This is a genomic window from Gardnerella piotii (assembly GCF_003397585.1).
Lineage (GTDB): Bacteria > Actinomycetota > Actinomycetes > Actinomycetales > Bifidobacteriaceae > Bifidobacterium > Bifidobacterium piotii.
This window is the reverse complement of record NZ_QJUV01000001.1, coordinates 286756-311732: the sequence shown is the minus strand read 5'-3', so window position 1 is coordinate 311732 and position 24977 is coordinate 286756. Positions and strand designations below refer to the sequence as shown.

The window sequence follows — 24977 nt, the reverse complement described above, 5'->3', positions numbered from 1 at the left end:
CAGCAATATTTATGCGGGATTATGGTCTCCCGAAAATGTAATCACAACAGCCAACATAACTAAAGCCATTCCGCAAACATCAATCAACGTTGGCATTTCGCCAAATCCCATGCCAACAAGCGCTGCAATCGCAGGGTAAAGCGCTTGCATAACTGAATATCTTGCCGAAGATACACGCTTTAGCAAAACCTGGTCTAAAAGCGTTGGAATAAAAGACGCGCAAATCGCAATAACAACCATTAATCCAAGAAGTTTCAAAGATCCGTAAGACTGAGCAGCCCAAGTTGCACTCGATTTAGGATGCACAACATGCAAAATTGCAGGAACACCAAGAACACTCGATTGCAAAAGCCAACCAATTAAAATAGCTATACTAACTCGGTCAATTGCATTAGAGCCTCTTGCAAGCATGCGCCCAGAGACGATGTACATTCCCCACATTGATCCGCCAATAAGAATTGCCACTAATCCAACAAGAAAATGCGGACTTTCGTTAGACCCCATCGATGCGCTTGCAAGAAGCACTATTCCGCAAGCTGCAATAACAATTCCAACGCGCTCACGCCATGTTTTACCCGTTATAACAGCAACCATTAAAGGCCCTACAAACTCAATAGTTACAGCCACTCCAACAGCCATGCAACTAATAGCTAAATAAAACATTGTGTTCATAAGAACAACAGAAATGCCTACAGCAACAACAATTGCCCATTCTTTTAACGTTTTAGGAAGAGAGTTGCGAGCGCGCTTTTTACGCGAAAAAGGTCTTCTCCAAGCAAGCAAAAACAAAGACATAAACCCAACGCGATACCATACAGAATATAGAGGATCGAGCTGGCTAAACGCGACTTTTGCTATAGACGTTGCTAGATAGACCATTGCAGCTTCTGCAACAACGATTAGCAAAACAGGCATGCGATTTAGCGCGTTTACTATGATTTGTTTCATACAGCATACCCTACACGGCAGTAGTTATATTTACCAGTAGTTATATTTGCGTATTTTTACATTGATTTTTCGTAAAATTTATTGCGACACACTATTGTACAAAATCGAACGTTTGTTCTACTATAAATTCATGAGCACAGCACCGCGAGTTAATGCAGCTAAACGCGATTGGGGGCGCAATGCGTCTGGCTGCACAATACTTCATATCGATATGGATGCATTTTATGCATCACTCGAGGCGGCGCGTAATCCTAGGTTACTTGGCAAACCTGTGATTATTGGTACAGGCTCGCGCTCCGTAGTTTCGGCAGCCAGCTACGAAGCACGTAAGTATGGCGTGAATTCAGCCATGCCTACAGCGCGAGCACGAAGCTTGTGCCCTAATGGCATTTTCCTGCCGGTAGATATGCCATATTACGTTTCCATTTCATCTAGGATTTTTAAGGAGGTCTTTTCAAAGATCACAGATAAGGTTGAACAGGTTTCTGTAGACGAGTGTTACATGGACGTTAGCTCAGCGTTATTACGCTGGAAAACGCCTATCGCCATAGGCGAGTGGATAAGAAGCGAAGTCGCGCGCAAGTTTCACATCACTTGCTCTGTGGGGATTGCATCAAATAAGCTGATTGCAAAAATGGCGTCAACGAACGCAAAGCCAAACGGAATGTTGATTATCCCCCAAAATCGCAATGCCGACTTTGTTTCAATAATGCCATTACGAGCAATACCAGGAATAGGACCCGCGCTTGCTAAAAAACTAGCTACGTGGGGAATAAACAGCATTGAGATGCTTAGAAGTGTAGATGAGAAGACTTTGGAACGAGTTGCTGGGTCTAAAGTTCTTGCACGAATGCTTTATAACACTTCGCGCGGAATTGATGCACGGCAAGTAACGCCCCACGTTCCAGAAAAATCCATTGGTACAGAAAGCACTCTTGATAAAGACACCACAGATATTGCAGCAGTGAAAAACCTGATCAGGCACTGCTGCAACAAAGTGGCGCAAGAATTACGCAATCGCAACACAATGGCAAAAACAATAACGTTAAAATTGCGATTTAGCAATTTGCACTATGCAACAAGATGCAAAACATTAAGAAACGTAACCGATTGCGCACCAGAGATCTATAAGCATGCTTGCGATTTACTAGAATCAGTAAATCCAACAGTTCATGACCATAAATTAGGCGGAAGTCATATTTGTTTACTAAGCTCCGTTAGGCTTGCTGGCATTAGCGTAAGCAATCTTGTAGATAAAAGCAAAGCGCTTGTTCAGCCTACGATTAGCGACATATTAGAAGAGAACGAAAGAGAAAACGCTATAAACAGTATGCGTAAAAATTCAACAGAAATTGCGCAAAACGCAATAAAAAATACGCATGCAAGAATAAGTCACGCAGAACACGTATTAGATGAAGTAAGAAAAAAGTATGGTAAAGATGCCGCTCAAATGGGCATTTAGGCATCTTTTTTAGGAAGAGCAGCTACGCGATCTTCATCCCAACCAGATGGACCAGCTTCTTGCGCTCCGCCTAAATCGCCAAGCTTGTTAAAGTATTCAACAGCAGCGTCTTTATACCATTCCCACTCTTCTGGAACATCGTCTTCGTAAAAAATGGCTTCTACGGGGCATGCAGGCTCGCATGCGCCACAATCAACGCATTCGTTAGGGTTTATGTAAAGCGTGCGATCGCCTTCGTAAATGCAATCAACAGGGCACTCGTCAACACACGCTTTATCTTTAACGTCAACGCATGGCTCTGCAATAACGTAAGGCATAGCAAACGCACCCTTTCACACTCAAAAATAAACTAACTCTTCTATTATAGTTCACATTGCGAGTGCAAAACGCATTGAGTCGGCATACGTAATCGCATACCGACTCAACACAATCAAATCAACGTCTCAAGAAATCAACGTCTCAAAGCAAAAGCCTATTGAGCATCCCCTTGAGCAGACCCAACAGCCGCCTCTTGAGCAGCTTCAGCTCGCGCTTGGTCTTCCGACTCGCCTTCCGCAACTTTTTCGGCTGCAGCAGCATCTTGTGCAAACAAGGTTTCTACTGGAACGCCAAGCTTCTTAGCTTTACGAAGTTGCCTTCCAAGCAAAGAATTGCGGTAAGAATAGCCAAAGTACACAGTAAAGCCGATTGCAAGCCAGATTGCAAAACGAATCCATGTAAGCACAGAAAGGTTTAGCATAAGCCAGAACGTAGAAAGCGCGGCGAAAATAGGCAGAACTGGATTCCAAGGAACCATAAAGGATCGATGCAGATCAGGCCTACGCATACGCATAATAGGAACGCCTGCAGAAACAAGCAAGAACGCAGAAAGCGTACCAATATTCACCATGTCGGAAAGAATTCCAATATCTAATGTAGAAGCGATTATTGCAACAACAATGCCAGAAACAATCTGAATACGTGCAGGAATTCCGCGCTTGCTAACCTTAGAGAAGCTACGTGGAAGCAAACCATCGCGGCTAACAGCAAACACAATACGTGTAAGGCCCAAAAGAAGAACCATCACAACAGTTGTTAAGCCGATTACAATGCCAAGAGAAATAATCTTAGCAGCCCAAGTTGCTCCTACAAGCTCAAAGCTCGTAGAAAGCGAAGGAGCGTCTTGCTTAGCCAAATCCTTGTAAGAGACCATACCAGTTGTAACAACAGCAACAAGAATGTAAAGAACAGTCACAATCAAAAGACCAAGACCAATGCCCCTAGGAATGTTCTTGTGTGGGTCTTTAGTTTCTTCTGCCGTAGTTGCAACAACGTCGAATCCAATGAATGCAAAGAACACAAGTGCTGCGCCAGAAAGAATACCAGTAACACCGTAAACAGCTGGCTGCATGCCAGTTACCCACTGCCAAAGCGGCTGGCTCATAGTGCCAGAAACGTGAATACCCTTAACGCTAGCAACGTCTGTTGCAGGTGGAACAAATGGAGTGAAGTTAGAAGCCTTAATGTAGAAGAATCCAACAACAACAACGAACAGAACAATACCAATCTTAAGAATTGTTAAAGCACCGTCAAAACGAGCAGAAAGCTTTGTTCCAACAACAAGCATAATCGTAAAGAACGCAACAATAACTACTGGAGCAAGATCAAAAGTAAAATTACCAAGCTTTACCGAAGTAGACATGTTAATACCAAACAAGTGCATTAAATCGTTAAGATAAACGCCCCAATATTTAGCTATAACAGATCCTGCCATAAGCATTTCCAGAATCATATCCCAGCCAATAATCCAAGCAATAAGCTCGCCTACTGTGGTATATGTAAACGTGTATGCAGAACCTGCAACAGGAATCATCGAAGCAAACTCCGCGTAGCACATTGCAGCCGTTCCGCAAACGATTCCAGCAATAATAAAGCTAATAATCACTGCAGGACCTGCGTGGAATGCTGCTGCTTGAGCGCCAACGGAGAAGATTCCAGCGCCAACAGCAACAGCTACGCCCATAACAGCAAGATCCCAAGCATTTAATGTGCGTTTAAGATGGCGATCACCATCCATTGTTTCTGCAATAGTCTGTTCAACAGACTTTTTTCTCCATATTTGCATAATCCAACCTTCTCTAAAACTACGTCTAAAACATTCCATATAAGGGTATATATGTTATAAATCGCAAAAAATACGGTTCAACACACATTAAGCGTCATCAAACAATAATTTTTACGATATTAAAAGAGCATAGTACTTTGTCTATCGGAAAATCACAACACAAATCGCAATTTATTATGTTAAATTATGCTAAATTTGTGTTAACAATGTCTTAACAATCCACGCTAACGCCGATTAAAACAGGTTCTGGAACAAGTTTTACGCCGAACGAATCGTAAACACCATCTATGATTTTGCGCGCTAAATCAACAATATCTGCGCATTTTGCACAACTGCGATTAGTCAACGCCAAAGTATGTAAAGAAGATAATCCAGCTTTACTCTTTTCGCCATCACTTTGCGTAAGTCTAAATCCCTTGTGGAATCCAGCATGGTCAATAAGCCAAGCTGCAGAAGTCTTAACTCCTTTAGATCCATCTGGCAAAGTGGCGTCAAATCGCGGAGCGTCTTCTGGAAGCAAATCTGCTTGAGATTTAGTCAAAATCGGATTCATAAAGAAGCTTCCGCAACTATGGCGGTCCGCATACTTGGAATCGCCCTCTTGCAAATCACCACAAACATAGTCTTCATTTTGAAGCCTAATCGAAGACTCAACGCCCTTTTCGCTTTTTGCGTAGCACATCCACTTATTTGCGTAGCGCATAGCATCTTCGAGCATGCCCTTAGATGCTCTAACGCGCAAAACTTCGCGACGAATCTTAGACGTTTCCATCCTATCTCCAACTTGCACACCAAGCGCGTGAGCAAGCTGCGAATGAGCCACAACACCTGTTTTTGAATGCTTTAAGCAAAAAGTAACAGACAAAACAACGTATCTAGGCGTTGGGAAGAAGCAATCAGCAGCAACACCAGGCGCCTTATACATGCTTTTTTTGAGAACAGACGTGCGATAGCCAAATTTAAGATCCGCAAGATTCATATAAAAAGTGGTTTTGTCTTTACGATCCCAAACTTCTACAGAATCAACACTTTGCGCCACTTCCGCACCGTATGCGCCAATATTTTGCACTACAGACGCGCCAACCGTTCCAGGAATCCCAGATAGCGCTTCTACGCCTTGCAATCCAAGCTCAATAGTGTGAGAAACAAAATCATCCCAATTGCAACCAGCTTCTGCACTAACGTGAACCAAAAAATCTCCGCTAGTTTTATCAACGCCGTCTATTCCAGGAGCAGCCTCATCTAAAACGCAAATCTCGCGACGAGCATCGCGCACAACTACTCCGTTAAACGGTTCATCGCTTACAAGCATGTTAGATCCGCCGCCAATAACGCAAAGAGGCAATCCAGCGCAATCTGCATCTTCTACAGCTTCAATAACAGCCACTCTGCTAGTAGGCTCTACAAAACGAGCAATAGAGCCTCCAACGCCGATTGTTGTAAGATTTGCAAAAGTTGGATTATCAGATTCCAATAAGGATGATTGCATACTCATACGATTAATCCTAACAGCAATAAATAACAAAAAACCCCGCAAAACGCGGGGTAATAAAGCTATAAAACTTCGCCGAAGTTCACGCTTTTAGCGAGTCTCGCGATGGAGAGTGTGCTTGCCGCAGCGTGGGCAGAACTTGCTCAACTCAAGGCGATCAGGCGTATTACGACGATTCTTCGTCGTGATGTAATTACGCTCCTTGCACTCCGTGCATGCAAGCGTAATGCCTGGACGGATGTCTGCGCTCTTACTTGCCATTTTGTTCACCTCTAGAATATTGTATGTTGACCAACTCCTGCTGGCCATTGTAGCGAGGAAGAGACTCGAACTCTTGACCTTACGATTATGAGTCGTACGCTCTAGCCAGCTGAGCTACCCCGCCAGAGAGCCTCGAGTGAGAATCGGACTCACGACCTCTTCCTTACCAAGGAAGTGCTCTACCACTGAGCTATCGAGGCGTGGCGGGTAGTGGATTTGAACCACTGAAGCACGAAGCAACTGATTTACAGTCAGTCCCATTTGGCCGCTCTGGTAACCCGCCAACGTTTCCGCGCGGAGAAGAACATCTCCAAACGGCAACTTTGTTATTTTGCCACGAACGCGCGACTAATGCAAGTTCAAGACACGCCGAAAGCAAAAATCACATCTAAATGCATCTAAAAAATGCGATTATTTATATGCTATTTATCCGCTATTTATATGCTCTTAAGCGATTATTAAGCAATTATTTAAGCGAAAAACCATCTTTCTTTAAAGATTCACACACTTTAAGTACGCGATCATTTGCCTCAGTCTCCGCAATCGTAATGCGAATACCTTCTCCAGCAAACGCGCGCACAGAAAGACCTGCATCAACAAAACGCTGATTAGCTCGCTCTGTATCTTCACCAAATGGCATCCAGAAGAAGTTTGCGTATGGCTCGGCAACATTCCACCCTTGCTCACGCAAACCGCTTACAACGCGCGCACGCTCCTTAACAAGCGCATCTACGCGATTGCGCATTTCTACAAGCGCTTCATTCTCCAAAGACGCAAGAGCTGCAACTTGCGCAATTTGGCTTACACCAAACGGAACAGCCACTTTTCGCATGCCTTCTACAACATCTGCTGCAGCAATAGCGTAGCCAATGCGCAAACCAGCCAAACCGTAGGCTTTAGAGAATGTTTGTGCAACAACAACGTTTGGATATTCGCGGTAGAGTTGCATGCCATCTGCCGTTCCCTTTGCGTTGTTAAATTGCACGTAAGCTTCGTCAATAAGCACTAAAACGTTGCTTGGAACAGCATCCAGCACTCGTCTAGCTTCCTCGTCTGAAAGCGATGCAGACGTTGGATTGTTTGGATTGTTCAAAATAACAAGACGAGTGCGCTCATTAATCGCATCAATCATTGCGTCTACATCGTGCGACCCATCTGCGCGATTAGGGATTTTAACGCTTGTAGCGCCAGCACCCGTAACAATAATCGGGTACGCTTCAAAGCTTCTCCACGGGTATATGACTTCGTCTCCAGGGCCTGCAACAAGATTCACAAGTTGCGTAATAACCTCTGTAGAGCCGCATCCAAGAACAACCTCTTCTGGAGTAACGTTAAACTTTTTAGCTAACTCTTCTACGACTTCTGTTCCGCGCATGTTTGGATAACGATTAATAACACCAAGCGCACGGCTAGAAATGGCGCTTTTCACACTTTCTAACGGCTCAAATGGGTTTTCGTTGCTAGAAATCTTATATGCGCGAATGCCGTCTAATGCGGGCGCTGGTTTACCTTGCTTATAATTTGGCAAAGTATCTAAAATACTGCGATGTTTGTAATCCATGATTTTATAATAGTCGCGTCTTAAACAAATTAAATAAATTATTAGACGTATTAAAACAAATCAGACACACTAAACGATTAAACAAAAACGCTGAAAACAGCGATAAGCCGCCATTTTCAGCGCTAAATAGCTTTAAGATTATTTGACTAATTACAAGTGATTAACCAAGTGATTAACCAAAATCAGCCAAGGATTGCAAGAACGTCACGAGACGAAACGATTAAGTAATCTTCGCCTTCGTAATGAACTTCTGTGCCACCATACTTGGAGTAAAGAATCTTGTCTCCAGGCTTAACATCCATAGGAATGCGCTCACCCTTATCGTCTCTGCGGCCTGGGCCAACAGCCAAAACCTCTCCCTGCTGTGGCTTTTCCTTAGCGTTATCTGGAATGTACAAGCCAGAAGCAGTCTGAGTTTCTGCCTGAGCTTGCTTAACAATAATCTTATCTTCCAAAGGTGTGAGTTTAATCGACACTTCGGTACCTCTTTCTAGAGAAATGTAACCTTTGCGCGAATAATGTTGACGAGGCTGACGATCACGTCAAAACTATCGAGCACTGAACCTTATAATAGCGCGTTTTTAGCACTCTACCAACTAGAGTGCTAAAATTTTAGAAAATTTTTACAAACTTTAGGCAGCGCGACGAGCCAAAACATCCCTTAAATCGGCTTTACCAAGCGAGTCTTTTGTACTAACTGGAGGCTCTACAGTAGATTCAGATACTTCAGAGACTTTGCTTGAATCGAAAGCCGCCGCCGATTCGTTTGAATCGTCTGCTGCAATCGCTTTAGTAACTTGCTTTGTAGACTTTATCTCTAAGCTTTGCGGACCCGCATTTTTGCCATTAGCACCAAAATCACTAGAATCATCGCCAAACGAGAACGATATAAGATCTTGATTTGAGTTGGAGATATCGGCTTGCGAGCGTGCATCATTAGCAGCGGAAAAATCGCCAGCAACCGCGCTTTTTGCCACCTCTTGCCTATTTGCTCCTGCTAAAGCCATGCTTATATCTCGCTGTTGCATAACTGAAGTCTCTGTGTTGTCTGGATTTTCGGCATGCTGGGCATTTTCAGAACGGTCAACAACTGAGTTTACGGCAGCGTCAAAAATTGGCTCCACAACAGAATCATTAAAAGCTGCAGAACGCTTGTTATACAAAGCAACTTTTGCTTCCCACTTGCGCGCTTGCTTAGCAGCCATAGAGCCAAAGTAGAGAACAGTGCAAACAGCAGCAAGAGGAATGATTGCAAACCATGCGCTATAGAGTCCAGAAAGACCCGCAACAAACACAACAAGAGTTAAAAATGCTAGAGAAAGCACCAACGCACGGCGACGGCGGATTGCTGCACGGCGAAGCGCGCGAATACGAGCAACATGTTCAGGCGTAAAAGCACCATTAAACTGCTTAGCGCACTTATGTTTATTAGCGTTCACGCCATTGCGACTGGACTTTCCATTATTAGGCTTTGTATTCGCTTGCATCTTCGACGGCTGCATGCCAACCCCTTTCGCCATCGTGCCGCTACACGCGTGGAAAAGCGAATCACTGCTATAATCCACAATGTGCAACGAAGGTGAATACCTATCTTCGCTGTGTTCCAACATCGACTTCATGCTGTTTTCAGTGCGTTTAGGCAACCAACCAAACATTAAGGCTACGATGATGATCAATACTGTTAACGCGCTCACCGATTCATAACCCATACGTACAAATATAAAGTGCATTAAGGATGTAAAGGCTAAAAATAAGTCGGCGTGTCGGATTTTTTGCGATTGTTTCGCAAAATTTTACAAACAAAAAGCGTTTACGATTAGCGATTAGCCGCTTTAACGAGGCGGTATTATGAGCTAGGATATGTGATGGAATTATAGATTGGAGGAACCGTTGCCTACTTATCATTACCGTTGCAAGCAATGCGGATATGATTTTTCACAACATCAATCGTTTGAGGATGAGCCAATTACCGTGTGCCCAAAGTGCGGAAAGCAAGAAGTTCGTAAGGTTTTTAGTGCGCCGCCAATCAACTTTAAGGGCAGCGGATTTTACCGCACCGATAAGTAACGTGCAAATAACCTATTAAAATTTGTGCATATGTGCATAAGTGAAAAAATATGACGCAACTTATGTGTGTATGTGAATAAATTGAAAATTTATGACGCCACTTATGTGCTTATGTGCGTAAGTGGCGTTTATTTTGCTACATATGTGTGCGTATGTTAGTAATCACTTATATTGATATATGTTTATATGTGGATTAATACCAATCAAAAATGGCCATTTATGTGAATATGTGTATAAGTAGCTATTAAGATTCATCAAAAATGTTTATATGTGCGTAAAATCCTCGTAAAATCCCCATCTAAGCTAGCCTTTAACCACATTGCACAAAAAAGCTTGCAAAAGCGCTCCGCGCGATAAATGATGCTTATATGCGTACATCATTTTTACTAAAAACAGTTGGCTACAACACGGAAAATAAGGTGCCAGTAGAGCTTATAAAGCGCAGAAAAAAGGCGCAAACCTTAAACATGCTTTCAATATTTTTTATAAGTGTTGCAACATTGTTTTCAATACACCTTATTTCAACGTTTCAAGCTACTCAAAGTGTGCCAGTAGCCGTTAGAAACATAGCAAAAGGCAGCGTAATTAAGCAAAGCGACCTGCATTACGTTAATGTTCCTAAAAGTAGCGTTTTTAACAATGTTCTTAACTACACTTCTATAAGCAATTCCACTAAAAACGCGATTATTGCTGCATGCAACATTAAATACGGAACGCCGATTTTTAGCAATCAAGTTACAAAGCAAACAAAAATTCCGCCTGGCTTTACAACAATTTCGGTTAATCTTGCAAGCAGCAGCGCCAGCCTTGCACCAGGAGACGTTATTTCTATAGCGTTTAGCAAAGTTCCAAACAGCTTAAATACAGCCAATCATTCAACAAATCCAACACAAATAGAAACATCTAGCGACGCCAGTTTTTCCGATAACATTACTTTGCAAGACAAAAACGTTTCGCTTGTTCACAACGTAATCGTTGTTAACATAAACAATTCTGCGCAAAGCGCACTGCTGGCAATGCCAGCAGAAAACGCGTTGCAAATCATAAACACGCAAGCGATTATTCCAAACCTTGCAGTAATAGCTGTACAAAACTAGCAAGCAATAAATAAACGCATGCCAGCCGCTATGCAAAGTTTATCTACCGCGTTCGCTAAAAACCGCCCAATGAGGAGGAAGCTCGCTAAGAATACGATTATCGTCATCTTTTGCGCGCTGCTCAATCGTTTGAGCGTCGCCCGACTCTTGCTTTACGCCGTCCGCGTCAAAAAGCTCCGACCCTTTACGAACCACGCGCGAATGGCCCCTAGAACACCTGCGATTAGCGTTGTATTCGCTCATTGCTGCTCGCCGCTTTTATAAAGCTCGCCAATTCTAGAAACAATTCGCTCAACTTCTTTTTCGGGATTAACGAATGCTCCAACGCTCCAAACGTTCATAACAGACCAGCCAAGATATTCCAAATCTTGAGCGAGTATGCGATTGCGCTCACGAGTAGACTCAAGGCTCATAAAACTCGCGTCGTCGGTTAGAACAGCCAAAGCAAACGGCTTATCTGGCAAGCCAACAACAAGAGGAATACTATGATCTTCACTAAAACCGTAGTTTACTGCAACATTAAGGCCGCGAGAGCGAATTCGTTCTGCCAAATCAGCAAACAAAACGTTGCTAAAGCCGTTTGCGGAAAAATCGCCAGCAGCTTGCGATTTAGTAGGCTCGACCTCGCTACCCTCGTCTCCAGTATCTCCAGCGTCTCTAGCGTCTCCAGCATCTCCAGCATCGCTAGAATCGCCAGCAACCGCTGTATTTACTTTATCAACTGGATCATCGTCCAAATTCTGCGCCCAAGTAAGCAAATCCTTAAGAAGCTTAGGTCCGTCTTGATGCAAACGATCATCTTCCATATCGCTAGACTTAAATGCGCAAACAATGTCCAAGTTTCTGCGAGCCAAAGCCAAGGAGTCAAGAAGCATGGACTTTCCGCCCTCTTCTTCCAAAACTCCAAACTGCTGCAAAAGCCTTCCGTGCGAAGTCTTTGCGTAGCACAGCGAAAGAATAACATCCGTTGCATATGCACCAACAGCTTCATTTACGCTTACAAGTCGTACATGCCTAAGGAATCTACCCATATTTTCGTCTTTAACAGCCAACGCCTTAAGCTCCGCTCCAAGCCTGTTTCTAAACACGCTTGTAAGAGTCACAACTGCAAGCACGTAACTAGAAGGAACAACGCTAAAAGTCTTAGCGCGCTGCTTAATCAAAGACACAACTTCGTCAATCTCGCGCTGGCTGCTTTCAATAAGACCAGTTGCCATAACTGGAACGCCAGCGGCTTCTACTTGATGAAGCTTAACATTGCCTTGCATTTTTTCTACAGGAACATCGTGTCTAAGCACGCCGTAGCCGTGATTTTCAAGGAAATCGGCAAGATACGCGGAACGCCTGGTTGCTCGCGACTTAACGCAAACAGTAGGCAAAACACTAATAAGGTCACTTACGCTTTGCGAGCTAACAGTTTGCTTGTGCGCAATAACAACGACTTGGCGTGCGCGCGCAAGAATGCTAAGCAGCTCAATGTTGTTAATATGTTCTGCAGAATCAATAATCACAACGTCTACAATCGGCTTAAACTCAGTCATCATAGTTAAAGTAGACGGCATTGCAACAAGAATCGGCTTAGCAGCAAGCAGCAAATCTGGGTAGGAGTTCATCAACTTAGCAAAAGTTACACCCGAACCATTGCTTGCAAGAGCAGTGTGAAGCTGATTTGCCTCTTGAGAACGCGCAAAAAGCAAGTCGCAAAGCTTTTTAAGTGCTTCTTGCTGGACCATTGGCCCTACGGAACGCACGTGCTCTGTGTCTACTTGCACAAAACGATCGGAAGCGTCTTGCAACGCGGAACCGTCTTGATTAGATATAATCTCGGAAGAATTAACAATATCTTCAAAAACGGTAGTCCACCAAGCTAGATGAAGCTCGCCATCTAAGGCCTGGCCCGTAACTTTACGCCTACGCAAGTCGCAAACAAGATCTTCTAAACCAACGCCGCGCAATTCACGCTCAATAACACACCTACCTGGTAGCGTATCTAAGGATTCGCGACTATCGTGCAAAGCTTGTAAGCGCTCGTCAAGCTTAGTAAACTCAATGTTTTCAAGGTCTGCGCCAAGGCGCGTTGTAGAAAGCACAGCGTTAAGCGCTACAAGATTACGGTCTAAAAGCTCCTGCGTGCTAACGATTTCGTCTAGCTTAGGAGGCAATACTGGCCAACCACCATGAGGCACAAAAGTACGCCATTGCGCAGCTTGCGCGGCAACAATCTTTAACGCTTCGTGAAGATCGTCTACCTTTGCACCAACACGCAAAAGGCTGCGCGCTTCTTTAATATGATGCCTGCGCTCCCAAAAGCCCATTGGCGTGCCTTCGCGCTTGCGAACAGCTTTAGGTTTGCTCGCTTCAATCATTGCGTTAAGATCGCGCTCAAAAATATCTGGCTGGAAAACGTCTAAAACGCGGCGAAGATTCTTTAGAACCGTAACCTGCCTACCCCATTCTCGCGCCGTAGAAGGAATAGGGAAACCGCAATTTTGCACAGTTGACTTAACGTGCTCGCGCGCGGCTGGCAAAAGCTTTGTAAGAACGTCTACAACGCGCTGATACACTGTTACAGCCTCGTTCTCGCTAAACAGCGAAGCACCAAACCACGGCGTATCTTCGGCATTAGTAGTAAATTCACCAAGAGAATCTACCTCGTGCAGCTTTTGCGCCCACTCGTCTAAATGACCAGAAAGCGAGCGCGCAGCATCTACACTAAGACGAACATGCGTGCAAGGATGCGTAGGCAGCATGGCGATTCCTGCAAGATTTTGCATCGTCTGATAAGCGGATACGCCCCATCGCTCGTTTACTCCGTGCAAATCTCCCAAGTAGCGGTTTAATCGCGTTTTAACGCCAACAAGCTCGTCGCAAACTTGCTCAAAGCGGCTAGAAGCAACGCTTTGGCGAGACCCAACGGCCGCTATAAGCTGCGCATCAACGTGCTTTGCAAGATGCGAATCCGAAACGTCTAGAGAAAGAGAAGAAATCTCGTTTGCGCTAAGAGCGTGGCGGAATCTGCGCTGCTGCTCCATAACGTTTGGAACGTACAAAACGGACTTTCCTGCAAGAACGCAGCGCGAAGAGATTGCAGCTGCGATTAAAGCGGAATCACATCCAGCATCTGCGTCTATTGCCAAAGAAGAGCCATTTGCCGCCATTCCTGCAGCGTATCGCACAGCGTTACTAACATCGCCAACTTCGTATTCGTAGTGTGGGTCTGCATCTAGTGGAGAATAGTCGGAAGTAGCTTTTGCACCCAGCGATTCAACGGCAATATCATCTCCCGCAATCGCGTCAATCATTGTATTTCCAACGTTCCCCATCTTAAGCGCGCGCAAAATCTGGCCGCTTTCTGCTAAGAATCTAGATCCCGAGTCCGTAAAACAACCGAGCACAATATCTCGCTCAATGTCGAAATCTGGGAAGACTCTTTGCGCAGCAGCACAAATCGCGTCAAAAACTGCGGATGTTTCTGGCGTGCCGCTCTGGTAGTTTGAGCCATCAAAAAGCGCGTCTTCGCTAAGGTGTACGCCTCTTTCTTGCAATCTAAGAACAAGAGCGTGGTTTAGGCGAACGTTTCCCGAAAAGTAAATCGTTGCAGCCGTCTCGTCTTTTCCAGCTTCTCGCAAAACGCGTACTGGGTATGTTAAAACTGGCACATGATTTCCACTCCAAGACGCAACTCCAACAACAAGCGAAAGCTCCGAAACGCCATTTTCGTGCGCTTTGTTGTCTCTGTCTTCAAAAACTCTGTCTAGCCTTCTACCTGCCGCGCGCAGCATTCCCGAATCACGGAAAAGCGCTTGAAGAGCGGCCTTTCCACTGGCAAACAGCTGAGCGATTCCCGAAGGATGCGCGTGAGTCAACTCTAGTTGCGCACAAAGTTTTGTTATGTCTTCTAGCGGAGATGGAGCAAGCTGCGACTTGTATTTTTCATACCATTTATTCATGCGCTCGAGCTTCTCGGCGCGCAAAGATTGTGCAGATTGGCTAGGCGCAGCCTGGTCTGCCTGGTCTGGCTTGTCTGAAAGATTTTGCTGATTTTGCTGGCTTAACTGACTTGCCTGGCCTTGCTGGCTGTGCATAAAGTCATTTTGATTATCGCTCATACTACTCAACTCCCTTGTTTACAAGCCGATTGCATTGCGATACGCGCTGTATCCGCTATTTTGCGCCAACGCTTGATCCACGTCTGCGTTCCCCTGCGCCGAAAGCCACGCATACAAATCGTCGTACAAATTTGTGTTCATTGCCAAGAATGGCAGCAACTCTTGGTACTTTGCCATCTCAAATTGCTCGGCAAAATCGTCTGTTTTTTGCGCTTCTTCCGATGTAAATCCTCCAGCGGAAACCACTTCTTTGCGAGCGCTAAATTCGCCATTTGAAACTTTTTCAAACACGGATCCTGGCTCAAAAGCTGGTGTAAATTGCGCGGAATCGCTTGCGATTGTAGCGCTTACATCGCTTATGTTGTTAGCGTCACTTACATTGCTAGAATTGCTTACATCGCTAGCATCATCGTTAGTAGCATCATTGTTAGTAACAGCATCGTTAGTAGATACATCATTATCTACAGAATCGTTAGTAGCAGCATCGTTACTAGCATCATTGTTACTATCAACATCATTACTAGCAACATCGTTACTAGATACATCATTACTAGCAACATCGTTACTAGATACATCGTTATTTGCAGCATCGTCAAATAAATTGCGCGGTTCCACAGGCGATTTAAACTCATCTCGAACAACAGGCAAAACAACCTGACCTGCAATAACAGGCTTAATTTGCTCTGCAACGCTTTCTGCAACGCTTGCAACATCTAGAACGCTTGCAACATCCGCAACACTTGAAGGCGCAACACTTGAAGGCTCAGCAGAAGTTACAGCAGAATTATTATCCGCATTATCATCCGCATCCGCACCAGCATCCGCCGCCGAAGCACTACCAAGGTCATCCGCCGCAGCAGCATCATTAAGCCGCTTTTGACTATCCCAAACCAAATCAGGCCGCGAAACCGACTGCGCATGGAACACTCCCGTTGGCTCCCCCGCGCGAATGTCAAGAATATCATCTACCGACAAATCCGCAGCGTCTGGCTCCTTAATATCATTATCTGGCGCGTAAGAGAACAAATCGCGCACTGGCTGCGCACCCGCATCACTTCCCTGCGGCGCCTTTTCTTCAATGCGCACAAAATCAACTGGAACGTCGCCAAATTGCATGCGAACAATGCTGTCTGGCATGTGGAAATCAACGCCTGGGTCTAGTCGCAGCAAGTCGCCGCTTTCGCTAACCAAGTAAGTTCCGTTTGTAGAGTTTAAATCGCGAATCGTAGCCGCGCCGCTTGCATCAACAATAAAAAGCGCGTGCCTTTTAGACATAGAGCGCTTATTGTCTACAACGTCTACGCGCATAAAACCATCTTCGCGCAAAGGGCGTATAGGCTTCCTGCCAATCTCCACAGACTGACCCGCGCCAACGCGTGCCTGCTCCACTCCACCTACCGTAATCATCCAGCGCTGCAAGGTTTGTTGAACACTCACGGAACCTGCTCCCTTCAAAAAACACACTACACACTATTGTGTCATGCTTTGTGTATATTGCGCTAATGGCGATTGCGCAATCTTTCCCGAAAATGTACGTGATTTGGGTCAAATATGGTACAAAATGCGTCGACTATTTCCGCTTTTTGTACGTGATTTGGGTAAAATATGGTACAAAAAGCGGAAAATAAAGCAGATTTAAGCAAGAATCGATAAATGCTTAGCGTGTAAATCAAGCTTGCCGCGCTTTCTTTTAGCATCTGTAACAACCATAGTCGCAAGAATCACCGCGCACCCAACAAGCGCAATAACAAACAGCGTCATCCAAAGCGGCCACTGCAACTTGTCGTCTGGCGCCTTAACAAGATCGGGCAGCACGCGATACCCCGTTACCAGCAGCCTTTGCGAGTTCACACCGTACGGCGTGCAAGTGAGTAAAGTCACCAAATCACGCCCCTTCTCGCGCTGCAACAAGCTGATGTCGTTAGGTTCTACAACGCTAATGCGAAACACCTTGTATCTTAAGGTTTCGCCTTGAATATCCAAATAGAAAAAATCGCCTTTTTTAAGGTAAATTAAGTCGTCAAACATAGTGGCATGCGGCAAACCCGTGTGCGCCGTAATAACCGAATGCCTGTTTTTGCCGCCTACTGGCAAATCCGTGCCATATAGGTGACCCGCGCCGTACGCTAAAACATCTTGCGAACTGCCGTGATAAATCGGCAGCTTAACGCCAATCTTCGGGATTTTCACGATTCCCATAATGCCCATTGGCTCATCCAGCACGCTATCATACTTTTTATACTCGGGTGTTTTCTTAAAATCTTCCGTTCCGTTATACGGATCCGCCGTAAAAATCGCGCTGCGATGCGCGTTATACTTGCGAGCCTTATCTAAGCTAATCGCACGCGCATCTTTAGGCTGCTCGCGACTAAGCTTGTCGTAAATTGCAGAAAGCTGCTTCGAAGCGTGATTGTTCCAAAGCGTAGATGCCACTGGGTACGTAAAACATAGGATTGCGGCGACTGCCAAGACCACTGGCTCTAGCGCTCGACGCAAAGGGCTTTTCTTTTTCTTAGCTTTCATTCCTACTCCAATGCGCGAATCTACTTGCATGGGCGCTTTGACTGAGCTTGAAATTGCATAACGCATTTCAAGCTCCTTCAAAGCGTGATTTGGCTCAAATGTAAAGTCCAGTGGACTTTACATGCCAAATCAGCCTTACGGCTACTAATAGCCGTAAGGAATAGCGCTCAGACCGCGCGAACGGCACGCCTCGATAGCGGCGAAAAATCTCGAATCTCTACCTAGTTTGGCGTATTTGCGCAATCTGCATAGCGGGCAAAAAGATTAGAGCACTTTGTACCAGAGCGCGCCAGCGTAGAAACAAAATACTCAATGCATTTTGTTTCAAACGCTGCGGCGTGTCTTCTGGTACAAAGTGCCTAAATCTTTTTAACGCTAAACCGAACGTTTAATCAACGCTGGTTATCTAAGCCAATCAGGCTTTTGCCTGCTGTTCTTCTTCTTTGCGATTGCGCATGTAGAGGAACACGCTTGCTGCAATCAAGCCCATGCCAGCAAGCGCGAAAATAATCACACCAGTAGCACCAGTTGCAGGAAGGTTGAACCACGCCCAATTGCTTTCAGAGCTCTTCTTTGTGTTAGAGAACTCTACAGTTGTGGTCTCACCTTCTTTTACATTCACAGCCTTAACTTTAGGCAAGCGAATGTAGCCTTCTGGAGCTTTAACCTCAACAAGGTAAATGTTTGTGCCAGCTTGAACCTTAACAGGCGCATTCAATTTACCAGTAGTTTCTTGAGTTGTAGCCTCATCACCCTTAAACGTAGAAGAAGCAGCGTTGCAATTAGTAATACTATCAACGCTAGTTTTCTCAACAGTAAGTGCCTGAGCGCAAGTTTCCGCCTTCTCCTTGGTGTTGAAAAGCCTAAACTCAGCACCCTTAAGGCCAGTCTTGGTATCCTTGCCTTCGTCTGCTGCATCGTACTTGAACACGTCAAACCAGCCGTACTTAACAGTAGAAGTGCCTTCATCATCACCAGAAACAATTGGGTCTGGCTTATTTGCATCTGGTGTGCCCTTAGGGCTTGCTGGGAAGAAACCAGACTTATTTACGACTGTAGTATTTTCTGTACTCTTTTGATCCTTAGCAGGAGCATTGCCGTTCTTGTATTCATCGCTAAGCGTAAGCTCAATGTTCACCTTTACGTCAGGATCTCCATTTTTTGCTCCGTTCAGTTTAGTGGCAATCTTCGTTAAGCCAGGATCCTTGAACTTAACTAAGATACGATTTCGGCCAGATTCAAGATTCTTGCCGTCGGCTTCAGAGCTAGCTTTCACGATAGAAACTTCATAGTCAGTATTTGAAGTAAGTTCAGCATCATCACCATCACCAAAACTCACAGACTTAACAGCACTGCTCTCAACATTTGTTCCAAATGCAGCAGTAGGAAAATCATCAAACACGGCAAAGCCACTGATGTCGTCTTTAGTTAAATCGCCAGACTTAGTGCGGTTTACCTTTGCTTTAATTGTGTAGTCAAGCGTACCATCTTTTGCAAGAACAGAGTTGTGACCTTTACCGTCGTCTAGCTTCTTGCTAAAACTCTTAGAAAGATCCTTATTCTTTGGACTGATTTCTGGACTCCAATTGAAGGTGGTAGCCTTAGTAGCACCAGCCGAAGTCATAGACCCAATCAAAGGCATTGTTATGTAGAACTCTGTCATATCCGCAGCACCATAGCCTGCAGGAGGAGTTTCAACAACCTTGTACAAGCCAACTGGGAGGTTTGCGATTGTTGCAGTACCACCATTTTTGGTTTCTGCATTATAAACATTGCCGTCACCAGAACCAAAACTAAGCTTTGCGCCAGTAGCATCACCGCGGTTCAGCTTGTCAACTACGCCAGCAATCGTAGACCAGGCGGAGAACTCACTGTAGTTAAGATCAACATTATCAATCTTAGTCACCTTAGTAAGCGTAAACTTTGCACCATCAAGACCATCACCCTGGTGGTTGCCGTCAGTGGACTCCTTGTACTTATACTTTTTAATCGTTAAAGTACCTTCGGTCTTTAGATTATCGCATGCGCCACCATCCTTCTTCTTACACCACGGCGCATCTGCAGGATCACCAGTTGCTTGTTTTAATGGAGGCTTAGGCACACCCCACGCAACGCTTGCCATTGTTACGGCGCCAGCAACGCACAGCGTGCCAGCCATCGCGAGCGACGCAATCGCCGCAACGCACTTTTTTGTTAGTTTATTCATATTATCTCCTTTACTCGATGCTTCTAAGAGCAGTTGAGTAAGTTACTTGTGTTTTGTGTTTTTGTGTTTACTGTGTGTTTGCGTACCGATTGAGCCTTATTTGTACTTGCTAAGCACTTATTTGTACTTGCTAAGCACTTGTTTGTACCCATTCGGCACTTGTTTGTGTTTGTGTGTTTGTTTTGTTTTTGACTACCTGGAATATCTGCTAGAATATCTTGGTTTAGTTAATCTAATTATGTTTTTATTTTTGCTACGCGCACTGCACTAATACGCGCGCACAACTTTATTACGTAGGCAGCTTTCACATTAGCATCGCCGCCTTTCGTAAAGTAGCTTTCTGCATGCTTCACTTTGACTTATAACAAATCCAGCAGCGAGCACGCTCACCATTACGGCAGCAAGAGCGCCCAGCTGCAAGTTCCAATTCTGCCCACCCGTATGCGGCAGAGTAAATTTTTCTGGCACGTGAATGTTAATAGCCAACTTTGCGTAGTCTACGTCTTTATTTTTTTTCTGGGCGAATAAAGCTTTTTCCATATCATCTGGCGTAATCGCCTTGAGAGTCCCATCTGGTTGAACAATAGTAGGAGCTTTAATATCGTCTTTATATGCGTAAACAATACACTTGTAATCTCCAGCTTCCGTTGGCTTAAAGATTGCGTAGCTGTCCGTCATAGTCGTGCAATCAGAAGTGCCATCATGCGCGTCGCAAGGCGCAGTTGTGCTATCAAAAAAGCGTTTACGCTGCCCATTGGCTGATGTGCTATTATCAACATCTGGAAAAGTAAACGGCGCAGAATTCATCCAATTTTTGTATTCAAGTTTCTTGGTAGAAGAATCAGGCTGTCCCTTTGAACAATACATAGAAAGATTAATACCTGTATTACCAGTACTACCGTAACCAGTACTACCGTTATACGTAGCTTCAACAAGTGGCCTAAGTTCGACTCCCTTCATCAAAGAAATAGTGGAATCGTTATCAATTGGGACTAAGGTACCTGTTGCGTCAATAGCGTTATTACCTGCTTCATCAAACGGATACACCTTTAGACTAAGCTTTTCTTTAAATCCCTCTTTCTTTCTAACCTTAATCTTAAGTGTCTTAACGTCCCAGTCGATGGTTTTTTGCTTGTCTTTATATCCGTTTTCAGCGTCCGCATAAAAAGCCTTCACTGGATTTTCAAAGATAGACCGTAGTTTACTATCATCAAGATTTTCAGTGTTTAACTTAAATAGCTTTACATAGCTACCAACTGAAATTTTATTTGGAGTAAAATCGGCATCATTAAAAGCAAACACTCTGCATGTGAAATCACCAGTCTCATTAGGAGTGCCAGTAATCCAGCTTTGGGAGCGCTCCGTAAAAAGATCACTCTCGTACACTGTATAGGGTTTAGCTGATTCTTCACCTGGGCGCTCACCCAAAGCATGATCCCACTGCTTTTGGAATGTGTAACCTTCCGCGCTTTCATCATCTTCATCGAGTAGTGTTGCATCGTTTGTATTTCTAAGCTTCAAACCATCAACATTATTTAAGGTATAGCCAATCTCTGGCCTTTGGTCGTCTCTATGGCAAATCATGCGATGATAAATAGGATTTGGCTTTTTAGTAGATTTAGTGTCAATAAAAATCGGAGTTATTGAGCTAAAGTTCCCTTTATCATCCGAAGTAAAAGTAACACCGTTCGTGTCTTGCACTTCGGAACGACCTTTAGAGTCCTGGTGATTGTAAACCTTTAGAGATAAGTCTCCTTTTGCGCCTTCTATACGAGCAACCGAAAATGAAAGTCTTACTTGTGGTCTAGTAACTTTAACACATTTTGCGTCATCAGTAGGGCAATCAAAATTAGTAGTGTACGAGCCATCCGAATACATCACTTTTACATACGCATAATAGTTTGAATCCTTCAACCACTTATTGGCATATACAGTAATTTTGCCAGTTTTAGAATCTAAGGTAACAAGACCATTATTTTTTGCTTCTTCGCTTCTAGAAACCATAAGTTTCTCTAGCTCAAATCCTGTAACGAAATCTTTTTTAGCCTTTCCTTTTATTCCCTTTACATACTTAAAAGTCGGATCTACAGAAAACTTTTGACCGCGTACAGATATCTTACCGCTATCGCTAAAATGAGGCTCGTACTTGACTTTATAACATTTTGCGAGAGATCCAACCTTTTTGCACTCTGCTGGAAAATCATCACCGCCAGCGGCGGCGCGAGTGTTGCCCAGCTCACGCTTTTGCCGACGCAATTTATTTGCAGATTCTTCTTTTTGGGCGCGTTCAGCAGCGTCTTTTTTAACGTCTTGATTAGGGTTCTTATTTGCGTCTTCCTTGGCAGCGCCTTGCTTTTTCTCTGAGTCAACGTTTTGGGCGTGGTCTGCATTAGAGTCATCTGGATTGGTAGAAGGTTGCGGATTTACAGACTCCACAGCTCTTAGGTCGGCAGATTTAGACTCACCATTTTCGCCGCTTGCAGAAGCCCTGTCTTTTGCATCAGCTTTGCTTTCAGCCGTATTAACATCCTGCTCAACCTTAGGCTCAGCATTTTCGCTCTTAGTTTGCGACTGAGTTTGCTCCTGATTAGATTCATTTTGCGAGCTAGCGCCCATAGAGGCGGATGGCATAATCATAAATGTGGCAAGAATAGTAGCAACAACAACAAAAAGCGCAACAATCGCGCGGCGAGCGCACGCTGTTTTAGCGCCAATTGAACGCAAAAATCGAAGGAAACGGCCACTGCAATGTAAATTACGCATCGGCACACCTCCCTCTCCGCGTATTTACTAAGCTTGCAAAGCAAAATGCAAAACTTACAGATTAAATAATCATCTGCTAACTACGGCCAGTAAATGGGCACTTATCATAAACCTTTAACAATATACCCCCCCCCCCTATGAAAATATCAAGTGCGATCCACTCGCAACACACCGTAAACTCAATACAGAACCCGTCAGCTTTCCCGCATTTTGTACGCGATTTAAGCCAAATTTGGTACAAACACCGTCAACTTTTCCAGAGTTTGCGCGAAGGCAGGACGGAGCGAAGCATAGCGGGTATAATTAGAGTGCAAACAAAACACAGACCAAACAAAACACAAGCATTAGGTGAAACATGAAACGAATTAACACGAGCACAAACGCGGCAAGCAAAATCGCCGCAAACTCGCTAATCGTTTTTACATGTATCTTCCTTGCAACCTGCACAAGTCTGGGCGTAATCTACCGCGCGCAAGGATCTTTAACAGATTTTAATTGGCTAAATGCGCTGATTTTTGTAATCACATTTTGCGCATATTACGCAATTTTGAGGGTTCTTATTTATTTTGGCAAAAACGGAGTTATGCCAAAAATCGTAAGATTTATGCGCGCAGAATCATCGCCAGAATTATCGCAAGCAGAATTATCGCCAGAAAAATCAAAAACAAAACAATCGAAATCAAAAACCGCAACAACCCTACGCGCCGCATTTTTTAACGCAAAATGCGCCCTAAAGTGGTGTTTTTACCACTCAACCTGCCGCAAGCGAAACATTTTTCTAACGCTGATTATCGGCTGGCTATGGGCGCCCGTAACGCTGCTCGCCGCATACGGAGCCGACATTTGCTCACAAATCCGAGAATACAGCTGGGCGTGGAATCAAGTAACTGGCCTAAAACAGCCATACATTGGCTTCTTTAGCTTTGTTCCAGCAGACATTTACCCTACGGCGCACTACCTTTGGCCCGCAAAACCAACGTACTTAAGCGACCAACACAACATTGTTTTAACGCTCATTTACGGCGCTACAGCCGCAATATCGCGCTATTTTACAGAGTCGAACGACGCAGGAATCGTGTTACTTGCCGTTATGCAATTTGTGCTCGCGGCATTTTGTTGCGCTGCAACCGCAAACCGATTCTTAAACACGCCGTGGGCTATTGCTAAAACAGGCGAATCGCAAGCTGGACATGCGCCATGTGCAACAGCATCAATCCAAACAACACCAATCGCCTTGCGCGCCGCCGTAATAATCACATTTTTATTCAGCCCACTCGTAGTATTTTCAACAATTTCGCTTACAAAATCGCCGCTGTTCGCGTTTGCGTTTGTGTGGTGGTTTGGAATAATGTACGAGCTTAATTGCCTGGAATTCAAGCAAAAACCCGCCGCACACACAATCGTCGAATTAATAATCAGCGTATGCATTATGCTGATTGCCGCAAAATACGCGTGGTACATTCTTGCGATTCAATTTGTGTTGATGATTATATCTAGCAGAAAACGTTGGAAAATATGGGTTTTGTGCATTCTGCTACCAACAATTCTTATACACGGCGCAATTATGCTTGCCATTTCTAGCGGCTCGATTATAAATGGCGACCCAATCGAAAGCCGCGGAGTGCAACTTCAGCAAATCGCCAGAATCGCAAAGCTAGACCCCAAAAGCATACCGCATGCAGCAAAGCGCGCAATATCGCCAATTTTCAATCTTAGTCAAACTGCAGAAGCGTACACTCCTCAAGACGCGGACCCTGTAAAATCTTCTGGCTTGCAATCTAAAAAAGTGAGCTACCGTTGGCGTTATATTACAAAAGACAACATGAAAAAGTTTAATCACGCATGGTTGCTTATGATTACACACAGCCCGATTGTTGCAACGGATGCGCTGCTAGCAAAGTCGTACGGCTACTTCGACATTCTAGACGTGCCTTATGTTGGCCCCGAATACTATGTAAACACCGAGAATATAAAGAATTCTGAGTGGATTCGCTACTGGCTGCCCGAGTGGCGTGGCGCTGTATCGAGCAGCGCGGAAGCGTGGAGCAATACGCCGATTTTTGGGTGGATTATTCACGGAAACTTGTATGTTGTTGCAACGTTGCTTATTGGCGTTGCCGAAATAGCATTGCGCAGGTGGAAAACGCTGGTTTTGCACGCGCCTCTTGCGCTTTTGATGGGCGTAATGGTGTTGGCTCCTGCAAACAATTTTGAGCGACACATGCTGCCGATTGCGTTTGTGTTCTTCTTTACGGTTCTAATGTTTGTAAGGGATAGCGTTTGCATCTCATGCCGTAACACATGCCGTCAAAGTGATAAAATAAATTGCGATTTGGTGCATGATAGTACGCGCGAGGATTAGCACAACAATACACACAAGGATT

18 protein-coding genes and 3 tRNA genes are annotated in these 24977 nt (G+C 44.6%); 4 read left to right on the top strand and 17 right to left on the bottom strand.

Annotation, left to right across the window (positions count from 1 at the left end; genetic code table 11):
- Nucleotides 1-9: 9 nt before the first annotated feature.
- Complete coding sequence (locus D0T20_RS01400) at nucleotides 10-948, bottom strand: EamA family transporter (protein ID WP_116438198.1); 939 nt, start codon at nucleotides 946-948, stop codon at nucleotides 10-12.
- A gap of 130 nt (nucleotides 949-1078) precedes the next feature.
- Here D0T20_RS01400 and dinB point away from each other — a divergent pair, with 130 nt between their 5' ends.
- Nucleotides 1079-2410, top strand: a complete 1332-nt coding sequence (dinB, locus tag D0T20_RS01395; RefSeq protein WP_116438197.1) for a DNA polymerase IV — start codon at nucleotides 1079-1081, stop codon at nucleotides 2408-2410.
- On the opposite strand, the gene fdxA is transcribed toward dinB, so the two are convergent.
- The 10 genes from fdxA to D0T20_RS01345 all read right to left on the bottom strand — a co-directional run bounded on the left by fdxA (nucleotide 2407) and on the right by D0T20_RS01345 (nucleotide 9537).
- Nucleotides 2407-2727 carry a ferredoxin gene (gene fdxA, locus D0T20_RS01390; RefSeq protein WP_004131685.1) on the bottom strand — a complete coding sequence of 107 codons (321 nt, stop codon included), beginning with the start codon at nucleotides 2725-2727 and terminating at the stop codon, nucleotides 2407-2409. The genes dinB and fdxA overlap by 4 nt on opposite strands.
- A 155-nt stretch (nucleotides 2728-2882) precedes the next feature.
- Complete coding sequence (locus D0T20_RS01385) at nucleotides 2883-4514, bottom strand: APC family permease (RefSeq protein ID WP_162862654.1); 1632 nt, start codon at nucleotides 4512-4514, stop codon at nucleotides 2883-2885.
- 211 nt (nucleotides 4515-4725) lie between these two features.
- A complete protein-coding gene (locus D0T20_RS01380; protein WP_116438195.1) occupies nucleotides 4726-6009 on the bottom strand; it encodes an FAD-binding protein in 1284 nt (427 codons plus the stop codon).
- 87 nt (nucleotides 6010-6096) lie between these two features.
- Nucleotides 6097-6267 (bottom strand): 50S ribosomal protein L33, encoded by a 171-nt coding sequence (gene rpmG / locus D0T20_RS01375; RefSeq protein WP_004114322.1) that lies wholly within the window; start codon nucleotides 6265-6267, stop codon nucleotides 6097-6099.
- A 50-nt stretch (nucleotides 6268-6317) separates the two neighbouring features.
- A tRNA-Met gene (locus D0T20_RS01370) sits at nucleotides 6318-6391 on the bottom strand.
- Between the two features lie 4 nt (nucleotides 6392-6395).
- Nucleotides 6396-6467, bottom strand: a tRNA-Thr gene (locus tag D0T20_RS01365).
- A 1-nt stretch (nucleotide 6468) separates the two neighbouring features.
- Nucleotides 6469-6550 (bottom strand) — tRNA-Tyr (locus D0T20_RS01360).
- 183 nt (nucleotides 6551-6733) lie between these two features.
- Nucleotides 6734-7828 (bottom strand): histidinol-phosphate transaminase, encoded by a 1095-nt coding sequence (hisC, locus tag D0T20_RS01355; protein WP_116438194.1) that lies wholly within the window; start codon nucleotides 7826-7828, stop codon nucleotides 6734-6736.
- A 182-nt stretch (nucleotides 7829-8010) separates the two neighbouring features.
- On the bottom strand, nucleotides 8011-8304 hold the full coding sequence (groES, locus tag D0T20_RS01350) for a co-chaperone GroES (RefSeq protein WP_004131681.1): 294 nt from the start codon (nucleotides 8302-8304) through the stop codon (nucleotides 8011-8013).
- A 156-nt stretch (nucleotides 8305-8460) separates the two neighbouring features.
- Complete coding sequence (locus D0T20_RS01345; protein WP_198684143.1) at nucleotides 8461-9537, bottom strand: hypothetical protein; 1077 nt, start codon at nucleotides 9535-9537, stop codon at nucleotides 8461-8463.
- A gap of 181 nt (nucleotides 9538-9718) precedes the next feature.
- Here D0T20_RS01345 and D0T20_RS01340 point away from each other — a divergent pair, with 181 nt between their 5' ends.
- Both D0T20_RS01340 and D0T20_RS01335 read left to right on the top strand, forming a co-directional pair.
- Entirely contained in the window at nucleotides 9719-9895 is a 177-nt protein-coding gene (locus D0T20_RS01340) for an FmdB family zinc ribbon protein (RefSeq protein WP_016636054.1), read from the top strand.
- A 368-nt stretch (nucleotides 9896-10263) separates the two neighbouring features.
- Nucleotides 10264-10992: a CpaB family protein gene (locus D0T20_RS01335; RefSeq protein ID WP_116438192.1), complete on the top strand. Its 729-nt coding sequence runs from the start codon at nucleotides 10264-10266 to the stop codon at nucleotides 10990-10992.
- A gap of 39 nt (nucleotides 10993-11031) precedes the next feature.
- Here D0T20_RS01335 and D0T20_RS01330 read toward each other — a convergent pair whose 3' ends face one another.
- The 6 genes from D0T20_RS01330 to D0T20_RS01305 all read right to left on the bottom strand — a co-directional run bounded on the left by D0T20_RS01330 (nucleotide 11032) and on the right by D0T20_RS01305 (nucleotide 22593).
- Complete coding sequence (locus tag D0T20_RS01330) at nucleotides 11032-11235, bottom strand: hypothetical protein (protein WP_115756943.1); 204 nt, start codon at nucleotides 11233-11235, stop codon at nucleotides 11032-11034.
- Nucleotides 11232-15101, bottom strand: a complete 3870-nt coding sequence (locus D0T20_RS01325; RefSeq protein WP_116438191.1) for a helicase — start codon at nucleotides 15099-15101, stop codon at nucleotides 11232-11234. Before D0T20_RS01325 ends, D0T20_RS01330 begins: the two co-directional genes overlap by 4 nt.
- Nucleotides 15102-15119: 18 nt before the next feature.
- Nucleotides 15120-16538, bottom strand: coding sequence for an FHA domain-containing protein (locus tag D0T20_RS01320; RefSeq protein WP_162862653.1), 1419 nt, complete (start codon nucleotides 16536-16538; stop codon nucleotides 15120-15122).
- Nucleotides 16539-16736: 198 nt separating this feature from the next.
- A complete protein-coding gene (locus D0T20_RS01315; RefSeq protein ID WP_198684149.1) occupies nucleotides 16737-17654 on the bottom strand; it encodes a class C sortase in 918 nt (305 codons plus the stop codon).
- 385 nt (nucleotides 17655-18039) lie between these two features.
- Nucleotides 18040-19830 (bottom strand): SpaH/EbpB family LPXTG-anchored major pilin, encoded by a 1791-nt coding sequence (locus D0T20_RS01310; RefSeq protein ID WP_020973469.1) that lies wholly within the window; start codon nucleotides 19828-19830, stop codon nucleotides 18040-18042.
- 309 nt (nucleotides 19831-20139) lie between these two features.
- The gene (locus D0T20_RS01305; protein WP_116438190.1) at nucleotides 20140-22593 is read right to left on the bottom strand and encodes a hypothetical protein; all 2454 of its coding nucleotides are present in this window, start codon (nucleotides 22591-22593) and stop codon (nucleotides 20140-20142) included.
- Between the two features lie 355 nt (nucleotides 22594-22948).
- Here D0T20_RS01305 and D0T20_RS01300 point away from each other — a divergent pair, with 355 nt between their 5' ends.
- On the top strand, nucleotides 22949-24955 hold the full coding sequence (locus tag D0T20_RS01300; RefSeq protein ID WP_116438189.1) for a DUF6020 family protein: 2007 nt from the start codon (nucleotides 22949-22951) through the stop codon (nucleotides 24953-24955).
- Nucleotides 24956-24977: the final 22 nt, after the last annotated feature.

Bases quoted from the DNA above. Each gene is read 5' to 3' on its own strand.
- D0T20_RS01400 (WP_116438198.1), bottom strand. From the start codon at position 948: ATGAAACAAATCATAGTAAACGCGCTAAATCGCATGCCTGTTTTGCTA.
- dinB (WP_116438197.1), top strand. From the start codon at position 1,079: ATGAGCACAGCACCGCGAGTTAATGCAGCTAAACGCGATTGGGGGCGC.
- fdxA (WP_004131685.1), bottom strand. From the start codon at position 2,727: ATGCCTTACGTTATTGCAGAGCCATGCGTTGACGTTAAAGATAAAGCG.
- D0T20_RS01385 (WP_162862654.1), bottom strand. From the start codon at position 4,514: ATGCAAATATGGAGAAAAAAGTCTGTTGAACAGACTATTGCAGAAACA.
- D0T20_RS01380 (WP_116438195.1), bottom strand. From the start codon at position 6,009: ATGAGTATGCAATCATCCTTATTGGAATCTGATAATCCAACTTTTGCA.
- rpmG (WP_004114322.1), bottom strand. From the start codon at position 6,267: ATGGCAAGTAAGAGCGCAGACATCCGTCCAGGCATTACGCTTGCATGC.
- hisC (WP_116438194.1), bottom strand. From the start codon at position 7,828: ATGGATTACAAACATCGCAGTATTTTAGATACTTTGCCAAATTATAAG.
- D0T20_RS01345 (WP_198684143.1), bottom strand. From the start codon at position 9,537: ATGGGTTATGAATCGGTGAGCGCGTTAACAGTATTGATCATCATCGTA.
- D0T20_RS01335 (WP_116438192.1), top strand. From the start codon at position 10,264: ATGCGTACATCATTTTTACTAAAAACAGTTGGCTACAACACGGAAAAT.
- D0T20_RS01330 (WP_115756943.1), bottom strand. From the start codon at position 11,235: ATGAGCGAATACAACGCTAATCGCAGGTGTTCTAGGGGCCATTCGCGC.
- D0T20_RS01325 (WP_116438191.1), bottom strand. From the start codon at position 15,101: ATGAGCGATAATCAAAATGACTTTATGCACAGCCAGCAAGGCCAGGCA.
- D0T20_RS01315 (WP_198684149.1), bottom strand. From the start codon at position 17,654: ATGCAAGTAGATTCGCGCATTGGAGTAGGAATGAAAGCTAAGAAAAAG.
- D0T20_RS01310 (WP_020973469.1), bottom strand. From the start codon at position 19,830: ATGAATAAACTAACAAAAAAGTGCGTTGCGGCGATTGCGTCGCTCGCG.
- D0T20_RS01305 (WP_116438190.1), bottom strand. From the start codon at position 22,593: ATGCGTAATTTACATTGCAGTGGCCGTTTCCTTCGATTTTTGCGTTCA.
- D0T20_RS01300 (WP_116438189.1), top strand. From the start codon at position 22,949: ATGAAACGAATTAACACGAGCACAAACGCGGCAAGCAAAATCGCCGCA.